The organism is Streptomyces sp. NBC_01803 (assembly GCF_035917415.1).
Classification (GTDB): Bacteria; Actinomycetota; Actinomycetes; order Streptomycetales; family Streptomycetaceae; genus Streptomyces.
On record NZ_CP109073.1, the window covers coordinates 5121277 to 5135000 of the forward strand.

General features: G+C 72.1%; 17 protein-coding genes and 1 pseudogene (1 of these 18 running past the window's edge). 13 read left to right on the forward strand and 5 right to left on the reverse strand.

The window, feature by feature from the left end; all coding sequences use genetic code 11:
* Positions 1-3: 3 nt before the first annotated feature.
* Positions 4-690 (reverse strand): FadR/GntR family transcriptional regulator, encoded by a 687-nt coding sequence (locus OIE51_RS23285; protein WP_326599739.1) that lies wholly within the window; start codon positions 688-690, stop codon positions 4-6.
* A 149-nt stretch (positions 691-839) separates the two neighbouring features.
* Between OIE51_RS23285 and OIE51_RS23290 the strand changes: the two genes are divergently transcribed.
* The 5 genes from OIE51_RS23290 (at position 840) to OIE51_RS23310 (ending at position 2498) form a co-directional block, all read left to right on the forward strand.
* Complete coding sequence (locus tag OIE51_RS23290) at positions 840-1082, forward strand: hypothetical protein (RefSeq protein WP_326599740.1); 243 nt, start codon at positions 840-842, stop codon at positions 1080-1082.
* A gap of 16 nt (positions 1083-1098) precedes the next feature.
* Complete coding sequence (locus OIE51_RS23295; RefSeq protein WP_326599741.1) at positions 1099-1422, forward strand: hypothetical protein; 324 nt, start codon at positions 1099-1101, stop codon at positions 1420-1422.
* A 17-nt stretch (positions 1423-1439) separates the two neighbouring features.
* On the forward strand, positions 1440-1556 hold the full coding sequence (locus OIE51_RS23300; protein ID WP_326599742.1) for an SGM_5486 family transporter-associated protein: 117 nt from the start codon (positions 1440-1442) through the stop codon (positions 1554-1556).
* Positions 1557-1720: 164 nt separating this feature from the next.
* A complete protein-coding gene (locus OIE51_RS23305) occupies positions 1721-1906 on the forward strand; it encodes a hypothetical protein (RefSeq protein WP_326599743.1) in 186 nt (61 codons plus the stop codon).
* A 73-nt stretch (positions 1907-1979) separates the two neighbouring features.
* Positions 1980-2498: a SixA phosphatase family protein gene (locus OIE51_RS23310; RefSeq protein WP_326599744.1), complete on the forward strand. Its 519-nt coding sequence runs from the start codon at positions 1980-1982 to the stop codon at positions 2496-2498.
* Between the two features lie 27 nt (positions 2499-2525).
* Here OIE51_RS23310 and serB read toward each other — a convergent pair whose 3' ends face one another.
* Positions 2526-3746 carry a phosphoserine phosphatase SerB gene (serB, locus tag OIE51_RS23315; RefSeq protein WP_326599745.1) on the reverse strand — a complete coding sequence of 407 codons (1221 nt, stop codon included), beginning with the start codon at positions 3744-3746 and terminating at the stop codon, positions 2526-2528.
* Positions 3747-3974: 228 nt separating this feature from the next.
* Between serB and OIE51_RS23320 the strand changes: the two genes are divergently transcribed.
* Entirely contained in the window at positions 3975-6416 is a 2442-nt protein-coding gene (locus OIE51_RS23320; RefSeq protein ID WP_326599746.1) for an FHA domain-containing protein, read from the forward strand.
* Positions 6417-6551: 135 nt separating this feature from the next.
* On the opposite strand, the pseudogene OIE51_RS23325 reads toward OIE51_RS23320, so the two are convergent.
* A pseudogene (locus OIE51_RS23325) lies at positions 6552-6965 on the reverse strand (transglycosylase SLT domain-containing protein).
* Positions 6966-7351: 386 nt separating this feature from the next.
* On the opposite strand from OIE51_RS23325, the gene OIE51_RS23330 reads away from it, so the two are divergent.
* The 4 genes from OIE51_RS23330 to OIE51_RS23345 all read left to right on the forward strand — a co-directional run bounded on the left by OIE51_RS23330 (position 7352) and on the right by OIE51_RS23345 (position 9921).
* On the forward strand, positions 7352-8500 hold the full coding sequence (locus tag OIE51_RS23330; RefSeq protein ID WP_326599747.1) for a GAF domain-containing sensor histidine kinase: 1149 nt from the start codon (positions 7352-7354) through the stop codon (positions 8498-8500).
* A complete protein-coding gene (locus OIE51_RS23335; protein WP_326599748.1) occupies positions 8493-9134 on the forward strand; it encodes a response regulator transcription factor in 642 nt (213 codons plus the stop codon). Before OIE51_RS23330 ends, OIE51_RS23335 begins: the two co-directional genes overlap by 8 nt.
* 169 nt (positions 9135-9303) lie before the next feature.
* Complete coding sequence (locus OIE51_RS23340) at positions 9304-9537, forward strand: chaplin (RefSeq protein ID WP_326599749.1); 234 nt, start codon at positions 9304-9306, stop codon at positions 9535-9537.
* A gap of 141 nt (positions 9538-9678) precedes the next feature.
* Positions 9679-9921, forward strand: coding sequence for a chaplin (locus tag OIE51_RS23345; protein ID WP_326599750.1), 243 nt, complete (start codon positions 9679-9681; stop codon positions 9919-9921).
* 51 nt (positions 9922-9972) lie between these two features.
* Here OIE51_RS23345 and OIE51_RS23350 read toward each other — a convergent pair whose 3' ends face one another.
* The gene (locus OIE51_RS23350) at positions 9973-10782 is read right to left on the reverse strand and encodes a hypothetical protein (RefSeq protein WP_326599751.1); all 810 of its coding nucleotides are present in this window, start codon (positions 10780-10782) and stop codon (positions 9973-9975) included.
* Positions 10783-10908: 126 nt separating this feature from the next.
* Here OIE51_RS23350 and OIE51_RS23355 point away from each other — a divergent pair, with 126 nt between their 5' ends.
* Genes OIE51_RS23355 through OIE51_RS23365 form a run of 3 tightly spaced genes read left to right on the forward strand, consistent with a single transcriptional unit; the run spans position 10909 to position 13195 of the window.
* Positions 10909-11700 carry an ABC transporter ATP-binding protein gene (locus OIE51_RS23355; RefSeq protein ID WP_326599752.1) on the forward strand — a complete coding sequence of 264 codons (792 nt, stop codon included), beginning with the start codon at positions 10909-10911 and terminating at the stop codon, positions 11698-11700.
* Between the two features lie 57 nt (positions 11701-11757).
* The gene (locus tag OIE51_RS23360; protein WP_326599753.1) at positions 11758-12180 is read left to right on the forward strand and encodes an NfeD family protein; all 423 of its coding nucleotides are present in this window, start codon (positions 11758-11760) and stop codon (positions 12178-12180) included.
* 58 nt (positions 12181-12238) lie between these two features.
* Entirely contained in the window at positions 12239-13195 is a 957-nt protein-coding gene (locus tag OIE51_RS23365) for an SPFH domain-containing protein (RefSeq protein WP_326599754.1), read from the forward strand.
* 94 nt (positions 13196-13289) lie between these two features.
* On the opposite strand, the gene OIE51_RS23370 is transcribed toward OIE51_RS23365, so the two are convergent.
* Positions 13290-13724: the 3' portion of an HNH endonuclease gene (locus tag OIE51_RS23370; RefSeq protein WP_326599755.1), read on the reverse strand. The gene runs 84 nt beyond the window's last position; only the last 435 of its 519 coding nucleotides appear in the window; its start codon lies off the right edge, out of view — the gene reads right to left on this strand; its stop codon occupies positions 13290-13292.

A 13724-nucleotide genomic window follows, 5' to 3' on the forward strand; every position in this document is an offset into this window, starting at 1 on the left:
TCCTCAGACGGTGACGTGCGGGGCGGGCGCGCGACAGAGCAGGGCGTACGAGCCCGCCTCCGCCCCCGCGGTGTCCACGTCCGAGGCACGGATCGCCGCCACCAGCCGGCCGTGGTCCACGTGGTCGCCCGGCCGCAGCTCGTCGCCGACGTCCTGCCGCACGGCCTCGCTCACGACCGTGCCCAGGTCCGCGTAGAGGGCGGTCAGCACCTCGTTGTGCGACGCCCTGACGACCGCCATGTGGAACGCGGTGTCCGCCGCCACGAAGCGCTCCACGTCGCCCGTCGCCCACGCCGCGTCCCGCCGCCCGAGCAGCGTCTCCAGCTGCCGCAGCTCGCCCGGCGTGCGCCGCAGCGCGGCCAGTCGCGCCGCCGCGGCCTCCAGGGTGCTGCGCACCTCGGCGACATCGCGTGGCCGGGCCTCCGCGAAACGGCGGTGCATCACCCCGGCCAGCTCGCTGGTGGCGATCACATAGGTCCCCGAGCCCTGCCGGATGTCCAGCAGCCCGTTGTGCGCCAGCGCGCGGATCGCCTCCCGCACCGTATTCCGGGCGACCCCCAGCTGCTCGACCAGCTCCGGCTCGGTGGGGATGCGCGAGCCGACCGGCCACGTGCCGGAAGTGATCTCGTGGCGCAGCTGACCGATCACCTGGTCGGCCAGGGCGGAACGGCGGGGCGCGGTCAGTGACATAACTCTCCCGGGATCTCCACATCCCTCCGGAGAGGGTTTCATCCCATGATTCTATGATGATGTCCGCGGTGTCGACGAAGGACGACCGTACTCTCCAGCAGACTGCCCGCTCGACGGCCCCCCGGCACAGCGCGGCGGGGTGGCTTGTCGTGGCTGGGCTGATCCAGGCGGCGTTCAACCTCGGCATGAACGGGGCCGTGGCCGGTCTGCTGACCTCGGTGCCCGCGCTGCTTCGCCTCTTGGATATCGCCGCGCCCCGGCTGGCCGTGCGCTTCGGCCCGGTCGCCATCGTGGTCGCCGGGCTGACGGCCGTCAGCGCGGGCCGCGCGCCGCGCACGCTGGCCGGCTCCACGCCCCTCTTGCTCGCCACCACCGTGCTGGCGCGGGCATAGCCGTCGGGAACGTGTGATGCCGGTGCTCGTCCAGCGGTACTTCCCCGACGACCGGGCCGGTCCGGTCACCGGCCGGTACGCCACGGCGTTCGCGCTGGGTACCGCGTCCGCCGCCGCGCTCACCATCCCGGTCACCCGCGCGGCGGGCGACCGGCTGTCCGCCTTCGCGCAGAGCGTCGGGTACCTCCTCCGCGTCCCGGGCCCGCTGCTCGTCGGTACGCTCGACGAGACCACCGGCGGTTGGCACGCGCCGCTCGCGCTGATGGTCGCGCAGATGGTCGCGCAGATCGCGGTCGGCCTGCGCGCCGGGCGGAACCGGTGCATCGAGGACGGCCGGTGAGTGGGAGAATTCCCCCCATGCCAGTCCTTGAGCCCAACCCGACCGGCGGTCAGCGCAAGCTGCTCCTCGTCCTGGGCGCCATGCTCGCCATCACCGTCCTCATCGCGATCGTCGCCAGCGTCGCCGCTCCCTGACCCGTCGGGGGCGGCGGCCCGGCGCGGACAGGGGTGGGGCTAACCCCACCGTCCCCTAGGGGGTCAGGTTCAGGGCCGACTGGGTGGGTCACCGGATGGGCGGCGGCGCCCCGTGTCCGTAGGTTCATCAGTGATGGTCCGAAGCCACGGATGGAGACGATCACATGACCGCCCGCGCCCCCCGATCCGACACGGAGATCCAGGTCCGCTGGTGGGTCCTCGCCCTCCCCGCACTCGCCTTCGCCGCCCTGCTGGCCCTCCAGGTCGCCGGCGCCGAGGCGCGTGCCGCCGGCGACCGGCAGCCCGTGACCGAGCTGGTCGACCACGTCTGGCAGAGCTGGCTCTCCTGATCCCCGCCGGAGCCCCGGCGAGATGCCCCAACCCCCCGCGCCCCATGGCACCTTTCGTGCGAAGCTGGGGCACATGAGCGTCGAAGCCCCTCGCAGGATCGTTCTCCTCCGACACGCCAAGGCCGAGTGGCCCGAGGTGTCCGACCACGACCGGCCGCTCGCCGAGCGGGGCCGGAAGGACGCCCCCGTGGCCGGACGCTGGCTGGCCGGGGCCGGCCTCAGTCCGGAGCTGACTCTCTGTTCCACCGCGGTCCGCGCTCGCGAGACCTGGAAGCTGTGCGCCCCCGAACTGCCGAGGCGGCCCAGGACCGTCTACGACGAGCGGCTCTACGAGGCGTCCGTGGGCGAGCTGATCGCCGTGATCAACGACGTCGAGGACGAGGTGCGGGACGTGATGATGGTCGGGCACAACCCGGCGATCCATGGCCTGGCCGACGCCCTCGCGGGCCGGGCCGAGGGGGACGCCCTGGCCCGGATGACCCGCGGCGGCTTCCCCACCTCGGCCGTCGCGGTGCTGACCCTGACCGGCGGTTGGAAGTCCGTGGAGCACGGCGTCGCCGACCTCTCCGCGTTCTGGGCGCCGCACGCCTGAGGTCGCACGCCCGAGGCCGCGCGGGGCTCAACCCTGCGCGTCCGCGGCCTCGACTTCCTCGCGGGTGATTCCCAGCAGATAGAGCACGGTGTCCAGGAACGGAACGGTCACCGCGGTGTGCGCCGCCTCCCGCACCACGGGCTTGGCGTTGAACGCGACGCCGAACCCAGCCGCGTTTAGCATGTCCATGTCGTTGGCGCCGTCGCCGATCGCCACCGTCCGCGACAGCGGCACCCCGGCCTCGGCGGCGAACCGCCGCAGCAGCCGCGCCTTGCCCGGCCGGTCCACGATCTCCCCGGTGACCCGGCCGGTCAGCTTGCCGTCGACGATCTCCAGCGTGTTGGCGGCGGCGAAGTCCAGGCCCAGGTGGTCCCGCAGCGCGTCGGTGACCTGGGTGAAGCCGCCGGAGACGACGCCGACCTGACAGCCGAGCCGTTTCAGCGTCCGGATCAGGGTCCGCGCCCCGGGCGTCAGCCGGACCTCGGCGCGGACCTTGTCCACCACCGACCTGTCCAGCCCGGCCAGCAGCGCCACGCGGGCGTGCAGCGACTGCTCGAAGTCCAGCTCGCCCCGCATCGCGGCGGCGGTGACCGCCGCGACCTCGGCCTCGCAGCCCGCGTGCGCCGCGAAGAGCTCGATCACCTCGTCCTGGATGAGCGTGGAGTCCACGTCCATCACCACCAGCCGCGGCGCCCGCCGCTGGAGCCCCGAGGCCACCACCGCCACGTCGACCGCCCGCGCCGCGGCCTCGGCGGCCAACTCGGTGCGCAGCCGCTCGGTGGCCACCCCGGACACGTCGAACTCCACGGCCGTCACGGGGTACTTCGCCAGTCGGTAGATCCGGTCGATGTTGCCGCCCGCGGTCGTTATCCGCGCCGCGATCGCCGCCGCGATCTCGGCGGTCAGCGGGTGGCCCAGGACGGTGACGTGGGAGCGGCCGGAGCCGCGCGCGGGGTTGTCACCGGTGCCGGAGATGATCTCGGCCTGGAGCCGCGCGGATTCCGCCCAGGTGTGCACGGTGGCCCGCAGTTCGCCCTCGGAGCCGGCGCCGGAGCGCTCGGCGGGCGCGGTCACCAGCGCGCACAAGGTGATCCTGCCGCGGGTGACGACCTGCTCGATGTCGATGACGTCCACCGAGAAGGCGGCCAGGGTCTCGAAGAGTCCGGCGGTGAGGCCGGGCCGGTCCTTGCCGAAGATCTTCACCAGCAGAGTGGGGAGGTCCTCTTCGGCCGCGTGCGTTGAGATCATGGTGCTTTTCACGGTAGCCGGTGCGGGCCGCCGGGCCGTGGCATGTCCGGCCCGTGGACACGGCGAGGAGATGAACGTCACCGACTCGCTGAGGCCGTGCACCAGCTTCATGACTTTCGGGGGGCGGGTTCCCGTCCAGGCCCCGGGCCTGGAATAGTTCCACCACGATGCAACCATCCCAGACCTCTCACGGGGGTCTCTCGGGGGACAATCTTTGTGGGGCATGGAGTGCCGGAACTCGTACTCGAATTGAACGGACAAACCTGGACATTGGACCCGACCCGGGCGTATCAACTGGGCAGGGATCCACAGGGTGACTTCGTGCTGCAGGACGCCCGCGTCTCCTGGCGCCACGCCACGGTGCGCTGGAGCGGCCAGAGCTGGGTCGTGGAGGACCACGGCAGCACCAACGGAACGTATGTGCAAGGGCAGCGCGTCCAGCAGGCGGCGGTCGGACCGGGCGCGGTGGTCCATCTCGGCAACGCCACGGACGGTCCCCGGCTGGGCTTCTCCGGGACCCCTTCCATAGCTCAGCACCAGGCGCCGGCCGCGGCGATGGCCGGGCAGCCCCCGGCGATGCCGCCGCAGCAGCAACCCGGGTTCCCGCCGCAGCAGCCGCAGCAGCCGCAGCACGCCTGGGACGGCGCCGGCGGCATCGGCGGCGCGACCAGCCTGTACCAGCTCGCCGTCGGACAGGTGACCCGGATCGGCCGCGCGCTGGAGAACGAGCTGGTCGTCTCCGACCTCCAGGTCTCGCGCTTCCACGCCGAGTTCCACGCGCACCCCGACGGCCGCTTCGAGATCCACGACCTCGGCAGCCACAACGGCACCTATGTCAACGGCCAGCAGCTGGAGAAGAACGGCCGCCGGTACCTCGGCCACAGCGACACCCTCGGCATCGGCCACTCCACCTTCCGGCTCGTCGGCAACCAGCTCCAGGAGTTCGTCGACACCGGTGAGGTCTCCTTCTCGGCCCGCCACCTCACGGTCCAGGTCAACAACGGCCAGACGACCATCCTCAACGACGTCTCCTTCGGCGTTCCGGAGAAGTCGCTGATCGGCGTCATCGGCCCCTCCGGCTCCGGCAAGTCGACGCTGCTGCGCGCCCTGACCGGCTACCGCCCGGCCACCTACGGCGAGGTTCTGTACGACCACCGGAACCTCTACACGCACTTCGCCGAGCTGCGCCACCGCATCGGCCTGGTGCCGCAGGACGACATCCTGCACACCGCGCTGCCGATCCGGCAGGCGCTGCGGCTGGCCGCCCAGCTCCGCTTCCCCGGCGATGTCGCCGAGTCCGAGCGCAACGCCCGCGTCGAGGAGGTGCTCGCCGAGCTCAAGCTCAGCCCGCACGCGGCCAAGCGCATCTCGTCGCTCTCCGGCGGCCAGCGCAAGCGCGTGTCGGTGGCGCTGGAGCTGCTGACCAAGCCGTCGCTGATCTTCCTGGACGAGCCGACCTCGGGCCTCGACCCGGGCATGGACCGCGACGTGATGCAGCTCCTGCGCGGCCTGGCCGACGACGGCCGCACCGTGCTCGTCGTCACCCACTCCGTGGCCGAGCTGGCGCTGTGCGACCGGGTCCTGGTCATGGCGCCCGGCGGTGGCGTGTCGTACTTCGGCCCGCCGGACGAGGCGCTGGGCTTCTTCGGCTACGACAACTGGGCCGATGTCTTCTCCGCCTTCGAGAACTACCGCGACTTCGACTGGATGGGCCGCTGGCGCGGCTCGCAGCACTATCAGATGTACGCCGCGGACCTGGACGCCGTGCAGCCCCAGGCCGCGCCGCAGCATTTCCAGCCGATGGGCGTCATCCACCAGAAGGCCCAGACCTGGGGCTCGCAGGTGTGGACGCTGATGCGGCGCTACGCGGCGGTGATCGTGGCCGACAAGGGCTTCCTCGGCCTCACCTTGGCGCTGCCGATCGTCCTGGGCCTGGTCAGCACGTTCATCCCCGCCGATCACGGCCTGGGCCCCGGCGAGGCGGAGAACGGCTTCCGCAACGGCGACGCCAGCATCATCCTGCTGATCCTCGTCGTGGGCATGTGCTTCGCCGGCTCCGCCAACGCGGTCCGCGAGCTGATCAAGGAACGGACGATCTACGAACGGGAACGCGCCGTCGGTCTGTCACGCTCCGCGTACCTGATGTCCAAGGTCTTCGTGCTGGGCATCGTCACCGTGCTCCAGGCGCTCATCCTGGGGCTCATCGGCTTCATGCCCCGGGAGATGCCGCCGGAGGGCGTGATCTTCTCGCCCATGGCGGAGATGATCTTCGTCCTGATGGTGCTGGGCTGCACCTCCATGATGATCGGCCTGGTGATCTCGGCCCTGGTCCGCACCTCCGAGATGACCATGCCGCTGCTCGTGATGATCTCGGTGGTCCAACTCGTCTTCACCGGTGCCCTCTTCAAGGTCCATGGCAGCCTCGGCGTGGAGCAGATCGCCTGGCTGATGCCCTCGCGCTGGGCGCTGGCCGGCACCGGCTCCACCGCGTACCTCAACGAGCTGACCAAGTCGCCGAACCCGGAGGAGTACGACCCGGACCCGATCTGGAAGCACGAGGCCGGGTACTGGCTGCTGGACGTGTCGATGCTGATCGTCATCGGCGTCATCTGCGGCTACCTGGTCATGAAGTTCCTCCGCCGGCACGAGCCGGAGGTCATGCGGAACTAGCCGCCGCACGCGGCACGCGGACGTGACGGTGGCGGGCACCCCGACCGGGGTGCCCGCCACCGTCACTTAGCCGGCGCTCGGGGCGCTCGGGGCGCTTCAAGCGCCGGGATCGCCCAGGGCGCGCGGGGGGCCGCATCAGTACCACTGGTTGGCCTGCCAGAACGCCCAGGCGTCACAAGGGCTGCCGTAGCGGTCGTTCATGTAGTCCAGACCCCATCCGATCTAGGTCTCGGGGTTCGTCTTCCAGTCGGAGCCGGCCGACGCCATCTTCGACGCGGGCAGGGCCTGGACCAGGCCGTAGGCGCCGCTGGAGGCGTTGGACACCGTGTAGTCCCAGTCGCTCTCGTGATCGACGATGTTCGAGAAGCACTCGAACTGGGCGTCGTCACCGATCATCTCTCGGGCGATGTCCTGCGCGCGGTCCGCGGCGCTCGCGGCGCCGGAGACGCCGGTGACACCGAGCACCGCGGCGGACGCGGTGACGATGCCGGCGGTCGCGACCCGGCGGACGCGGGACTGGGTCGGGCGCGGCGCGGTACGAAGGGACATGACGTCTTGACCTTTACTTTCGGGCCGCGTCGGGAACGGCCTCGCTCGGGGGCGACGCCCATTCTTGGCGACCCGGAAAAAGCGGGGCAAACGCCCCTCTTGCTACCCGTCCTCGGAGACCCCGCGGCCACCCGGGACCGTCCCGGGACCCGCCCGGAACCGGCCCCGCACGGCCCCCGCCGCACCCCCGGCCTCCTACCGGCCTTCGTGGCGGGACTTCCGGCCTGTGCCCCGCCTCACAGCCGGCCCTCCGCCGCGCCACGGCACGCACCCGGCCCACCACGCACGGTGCCCGGCTCTCCGCCCCCGGACCTAGGCCCCGCGCCGCACCCGCCCCGGGCGTCCGCCCGATCCGGCGCGGCACCCCGGCGCGTTACCGTTCCCCCATGGGCCCCAGGACCGGGCTGGCCGCCGTGAGCGCCGCCCTGCTCGCCATGAACCGCACCCTTCAGGTGCGCGACGTGCTGCAGACGATCGTCGGCTCGGCCCGTGAGCTGCTCGACGCCCGCTACGCGGCCCTCGGCATCCCCGACGGCAACGGGGGCTTCGCCCAGTTCCTCGTGGACGGCATCAGCGAGCGGCAGTGGAAGGCCATCGGCCCGCTGCCGCGTCAGCACGGCATCCTCGCCGCGATGCTCCACGGCGCCACCCCCGTCCGCCTCGCCGACGTCCGCCAGGACCCCCGCTTCGAGGGCTGGCCCGCCGCGCACCCCGAGATGTCCGACTTCCTGGGCATGCCCATCGCGGACGGCGAAGAGGTCCTCGGCGCCCTCTTCCTGGCGAACAAACGCTGCCCGCCCGGCCGCCGCCGCCCCGACGGCTGCGCCTTCAGCGCCGACGACGAGCAGCTGCTGCGCCTCCTCGCCGAGCACGCCGCCATCGCCCTCACCAACGCCAGGCTCTACGAGCGCAGCCGCGAGCTGACCATCGCCGACGAGCGCGCCCGTCTCGCCCACGAGCTGCACGACGCCGTCGCCCAGAAGCTCTTCTCCCTGCGCCTGACCGCCCAGGCCGCCGCCGCCCTGGTGGACCGGGACCCCGAGCGCGCCCGCAGCGAGCTGCGCGAGGTCACCACTCTCGCCGCCGAGGCCGCCGACGAGCTGCGCGCCGCCGTCATCGAGCTGCGCCCCGCCGCCCTGGACGAGGACGGCCTGACCGCCACCCTGCGCGCCCAGATCCAAGTCCTCGACCGTGCCCACCCGGCCCGCGTCACCTTCGACTGTCAGGACACCCGGGCGCTGCCCCCGCGCCAGGAGGCGGCACTGCTCCGAGTCGCCCAGGAGGCGCTGCACAACGCCCTGCGGCACGCCGCCGCGGCCCGCGTCGAGGTCGCCCTCTTCCGCCGGGGCCCGGCCACGGTCCTGCGCGTGGCCGACGACGGCACCGGCTTCGACCCGGTGGCGGTCCGCACCGCGGGCCGCCACCTGGGCCTGGTCTCGATGCGCGACCGCGCGAGCGGGGTGGGCGGCGGCCTGACCGTGGAATCGACGCCCGGCAAGGGCACCGTGATCGAGATGGAGGTGCCCGGTGGCTGATGCCATCCGCGTACTGCTGGTCGACGACCACCAGGTGGTCCGGCGCGGCCTGCGCACGTTCCTCGAAGTGCAGGGAGACATCGAGGTCCTCGGCGAGGCCGCCGACGGCGCGGCGGGCGTCGCCCTCGCCGAGGAGCTGCGCCCCGACGTGATCCTCATGGATCTGAAGATGCCGGGCAGCGACGGCATGGACGCCCTGTGCCGGCTCAAGGAGCTGGGCATCCCGGCCCGCGTGCTGATCGTGACCAGCTTCACCGAGCAGCGCACCGTCGTGCCCGCGCTGCGCGCCGGCGCGGCCGGCTATGTCCACAAGGACATCGACCCCGACGCGCTGGCCGGCGCCATCCGCGCCGTCCACGCCGGGCACGTGCTGCTCCAGCCCGAGGTGGCCGGGGCCCTGCTGGCCCAGGACTCCTCCGGCGGCGGTGGCGGCCGGGCGGGCTCGCTGACCGAGCGGGAGCGCGAAGTGCTCGCCCAGATCACCCGCGGGCGCTCCAACCGCGAGATCGCCCGCGCCCTGGTGCTCTCCGAGAAGACCGTGAAGACCCATGTCTCGAACATCCTCATGAAGCTGGACCTGTCCGACCGGACTCAGGCCGCGCTGTGGGCCGTCCGGCACGGGGTCTCCGACTGACCCCACTACCTCAGGAGAGCGCCCGGACCAAGCTGAGCGTCGCACCTCAGGCCAACATTCATACGGTCGGGTGTATGTCACCCGAATAGCGCAACTCCGGTGGGCCACGTCCGTTTTCCAGGGCAGCCGCGACGGACGGTCGCGGTCAACGCGCTAGGAAGGTCCAGAAGTGAAGAACCTCAAGAAGGCTGCCGCTGTCACCCTCATGGTCGGCGGGCTCGCCGCCGCCGGTGCCGGTGTGGCCTCGGCCGACGCCGCCGGCGCGGCCATCGGCTCCCCGGGCATCGTCTCCGGCAACAACGTGCAGGTGCCGGTGGACGTCCCCGTCAACGTGAGCGGCAACTCGATCAACGTGGTCGGTCTGCTCAACCCGGCGTTCGGCAACACCGCCGTCAACCACTGACGAGGGCGACGCCGCGGGACCGTTGGGCCGATCGTGCGTAACGGGCAGCCCGCCCGTGCCGTGCGATCGGCCCGTGCGTTGTGCAGCGCGCGGCTCCGTCATCGGAGCCGCGGCAGGACAACGTCCAGGAGGATCCCACCTATGAACACTGCCCAAAAGGCTGCCCTCGTGCTGGCCGCCGCCGGCGCCGTCGTCGGCGCCACCACCGGGACGGCCACCGCCTCGGGGGCCGACGCCCAGGCGGCGGCCGCGACGTCGCGAGGCGTCCTCTCCGGCAACAACGTGCAGGTGCCCATCGGCGTCCCGCTCAACGTCGTGGGGAACCCGATCAACGTGGTCGGTCTGCTCAACCCGGCGTTCGGCAACTCCGGAGTCAACGCCTGAGGCATCCCGCGAGGCCCCCGGACGTCCCCGGGGGCCTCGGCATGCCGCGGCTCAGCCGTCCTGCCGCTCCAGCTCCTCCGCGTAGGCGTTGTACGCCGCCACCCGCGCTCGCCGCGCCGCCCGCTCCACCGTCCGCAGCAGCCGGTCCCGTTCGGCCAGCTGGCCCGCGCTCACCACCCCGCCGTGCCCCATGTCGTCGGCGCCCGCCTCCTCGGCGATCCCCACCAGGGCCCCCACCCGCTGCGCCAGCTCCAACACCCGCACCGCCCGCGGCGGATATCCCGGCGCCAGCACCTGCCGCCCCCGCTCCATCCGCGCCCGGTACGCCTCCAGCCGCGTCCGCGCCATCGGCCCCGCGCCCGCCACGTCCAGCCGCGTCAGCTCCTCGGTCGCGTCCCGCAGCACCTCGGCGAGCTCACGCTCGGCCTCGCCCAGCGACGGAACGTCCGCCGGCGGCCCCTGCCGCACCGGCAGACACCGCCACAGCACCTCCGTGATCACATCCCCGGCCGGTCCCGCCTCGCTCACCTCGGGCACCAGCCCGACCGCCCCTCCGGGTCCCGCCGCCAGCACCGCTTCCCCGGCCGCCAGCGCCGCCACGTTGAACTCCGGCGGCCCGCTCAGCCCCAGCGGATGGCCGGGCGCCGGCAGCGCGATCCGCAGCCCCACCACCCCCGACGACCGCAGCCGCCCCAGCGCCAGCGTCAGGCCCACCTGACCCGGCTCTCCCGGCAGACCGACCACCCGGTGCACGGTGTCGTCGGCCACCACTCGCGTCGCCGCGTCGTCCGGTGAGACGAGCCCGGCGAACAGCGCATTGCCCCAGGCGGCCAGCCGCCCCGCACGAGGTTCATCCAGCATGCCCCCTACCTTAGGGAAGTGCGCCCAACGAGCCTCCTGACGACCGATGAGGGCGGGCGGTGGCGTAAGTTTTGCCATGGGGCTCACTGGCACCGAACGGCGACCGCAAGGGGAGAGACCGCGCGCATGAGCGATGTACTGGAGCTGGTGGACGTATCCGTGGTCCGCGAAGGCCGGTCTCTGGTGGACAAGGTCTCCTGGGCGATCGCCGAGGGCGAGCGGTGGGTCATCCTCGGCCCCAACGGCGCCGGCAAGACCACCCTGCTGAACGTCGCCTCCAGCTACCTCTTCCCGACCTTGGGCACCGTCCAGATCCTCGGTGAGAAGCTCGGCGCCGTCGACGTCTTCGAGCTCCGCCCCCGCATCGGCATGGCCAGCAGCGCGCTCGCCGACAAGCTCTCCCGCCGGCAGACCGTCCTGCAGACCGTCCTCACCGCCGCCTACGGCATGACCGCCGGCTGGCAGGAGAAGTACGACGACGTGGACGAGCGGCGCGCCCGCGCCTTCCTCGACCGGCTCGGCATGAGCGAATTCCTCGACCGGCGGTTCGGCACCCTCTCCGAGGGCGAGCGCAAGCGGACCCAGATCGCCCGCGCCATGATGACCGACCCCGAGCTGCTGCTCCTGGACGAGCCGGCCGCCGGCCTCGACCTCGGCGGCCGGGAGGACCTCGTCCGCCGCCTCGGCCGCCTGGCCCGCGACCCCTACGCCCCGTCGATGGTCATGGTCACCCACCACGTCGAGGAGATCGCCCCCGGCTTCACCCACGTCCTGCTGATCAGACAGGGCCGGGTCCTGTCCGCCGGCCCTGTCGACTCCGTGCTCACCTCCGCCAACCTCTCGCACTGCTTCGGACTGCCCCTCATCGTCGAGCGCCACGGCGACCGCTGGACCGCGCACGGCTTGCCTCTGAGCTGAACGGCCCATCCGGTCCAGCCCTGTTCCGGGGAGTGTCCGTCGATCTACCATGAGTTTGTGGACTTTTGGGTGTGGTGGCTGATCGCCGCCGGAGGATTCGCGATCGCTCTCGTCCTGACCGCCATGCCGGAGCTGGGCATGCTCGCCGCCGGCGGGGTCGCCGCCGCGCTCGCGGCCGGCCTGACCGACAGCCTCGTGGCCCAGGTCATCGTGTTCGCCGTCGTGTCCACGGCGCTCATCCTGGCCGTCCGGCCCATCGCGCGGCGCGCCCGCACTCAGCCCCCGGCGCTGAGATCGGGTTCCGACGCGCTCATGGGAAAGTCCGCCGTCGTGCTGGAGCGGGTCGACGGCACCAGCGGGCGGATCAAGCTCGCCGGAGAGGTGTGGTCGGCCCGCGCGCTGGGGGAGGACGACTCCTACGAGCCCGGAAGCCAGGTCAGCGTCGTGGAAATCGACGGGGCGACCGCCGTCGTGATGTGATGACCCGGTCGCGTCACCGAAAATAGTCCAACTCGTCTAGGAGCAGGGGGAGTACACGATGGCCATCATCATCGTGCTGGTCATCCTGGTGGTGCTGGTCGTCATCGCGCTCGTCCAGACCATCCAGGTGATCCAGCAAGCCAGCGCCGCCATCGTCGAGCGTTTCGGCCGCTACACCCGCACGTTGAACGCCGGACTCAACATCGTCGTCCCGTTCATCGACCGCATCCGCAACCGCATCGACCTCCGCGAGCAGGTCGTGCCCTTCCCACCCCAGCCGGTCATCACCCAGGACAACCTGGTGGTGAACATCGACACCGTCATCTACTACCAGGTGACCGACGCCCGCGCCGCGACCTACGAGGTGTCCAACTACATCCAGGCCATCGAGCAGCTCACGGTCACCACCCTGCGGAACATCATCGGTGGCATGGACCTGGAGCGGACCCTGACCTCCCGCGAGGAGATCAACGCGGCCCTGCGCGGTGTCCTGGACGAGGCCACCGGCAAGTGGGGCATCCGCGTCAACCGCGTCGAGCTCAAGGCCATCGAGCCCCCGACCTCCATCCAGGACTCGATGGAGAAGCAGATGCGGGCCGACCGGGACAAGCGCGCCTCGATCCTCCAGGCCGAGGGTGTCCGGCAGTCCGAGATCCTCCAGGCCGAGGGCGCCAAGCAGTCGGAGATCCTGCGCGCCGAGGGTGACGCCAAGGCCGCCGCGCTCCGCGCCGAGGGCGAGGCCCAGGCCATCCGCACCGTCTTCGAGGCGATCCACGCGGGCGACGCCGACCAGAAGCTCCTCGCCTACCAGTACGTCCAGATGCTCCCCAAGATCGCCGAGGGCGACGCGAACAAGGTCTGGATCGTGCCCAGCGAGCTCGGCGACGCCCTCAAGGGCCTCGGCGGCACCCTGAACAAGTACACGGGCGCCCCGCCCAACGGCGGTGGCAACGGCGGCTCGGACCCCTCGTCCCTGTCCAAGCCCCCCACCCGGGAGCAGCCGCGCATCGAGTGACGGCGCGCCGCCGCGGGGAAACGAGTCGCCCGCCCCCGGTTCCCCGGGAGCGGGCGATCGTCATGTATCAGTGAGTATCGGTCTTTCGGCGGGCTCAGGCGGAGGCCGCGGCCCTCGGCGGCGTCAGCCACTCCGGCAGCGCGTCGCCGTCCCGCGCGCCGACCGCCAGCAGCAGCGCGTCGGCCGGCGTCGGCTCGAACGGCGGCGCGAGCAGCCGCATCCCCGCCTGCGCGGGCGTGCGAGCGGCCTTGCGGTGGTTGTCCTCCGCGCACGCCGCCACCGTGTTCAGCCAGGTGTCCCCGCCGCCCTGCGACCGGGGCACCACGTGGTCGATCGTGGTCGCCCGGCGACCGCAGTACGCGCATCGGAACCGGTCGCGTACCAGGACGCCCCGCCGCGACCACGGTGCCCGTTGTCGGAACGGTACCCGCACGAAGCGCCGCAGCCGGATCACCTGCGGAACCGGCAGATCCACCGCCGCGGCCCGCACCCGCAGCGCCGGGTGCGCGTGCTCCACGACCGCCTTGTG

What these genes read in the sequence shown, in the direction of transcription:
- OIE51_RS23350 (WP_326599751.1), bottom strand. Translation starts at nt 10,782, where the DNA reads ATGCTGGATGAACCTCGTGCGGGGCGGCTGGCCGCCTGGGGCAATGCG.
- OIE51_RS23295 (WP_326599741.1), top strand. Translation starts at nt 1,099, where the DNA reads ATGCCGGTGCTCGTCCAGCGGTACTTCCCCGACGACCGGGCCGGTCCG.
- OIE51_RS23305 (WP_326599743.1), top strand. Translation starts at nt 1,721, where the DNA reads ATGACCGCCCGCGCCCCCCGATCCGACACGGAGATCCAGGTCCGCTGG.
- OIE51_RS23330 (WP_326599747.1), top strand. Translation starts at nt 7,352, where the DNA reads ATGGGCCCCAGGACCGGGCTGGCCGCCGTGAGCGCCGCCCTGCTCGCC.
- OIE51_RS23365 (WP_326599754.1), top strand. Translation starts at nt 12,239, where the DNA reads ATGGCCATCATCATCGTGCTGGTCATCCTGGTGGTGCTGGTCGTCATC.
- serB (WP_326599745.1), bottom strand. Translation starts at nt 3,746, where the DNA reads ATGATCTCAACGCACGCGGCCGAAGAGGACCTCCCCACTCTGCTGGTG.
- OIE51_RS23345 (WP_326599750.1), top strand. Translation starts at nt 9,679, where the DNA reads ATGAACACTGCCCAAAAGGCTGCCCTCGTGCTGGCCGCCGCCGGCGCC.
- OIE51_RS23310 (WP_326599744.1), top strand. Translation starts at nt 1,980, where the DNA reads ATGAGCGTCGAAGCCCCTCGCAGGATCGTTCTCCTCCGACACGCCAAG.
- OIE51_RS23300 (WP_326599742.1), top strand. Translation starts at nt 1,440, where the DNA reads ATGCCAGTCCTTGAGCCCAACCCGACCGGCGGTCAGCGCAAGCTGCTC.
- OIE51_RS23355 (WP_326599752.1), top strand. Translation starts at nt 10,909, where the DNA reads ATGAGCGATGTACTGGAGCTGGTGGACGTATCCGTGGTCCGCGAAGGC.
- OIE51_RS23285 (WP_326599739.1), bottom strand. Translation starts at nt 690, where the DNA reads ATGTCACTGACCGCGCCCCGCCGTTCCGCCCTGGCCGACCAGGTGATC.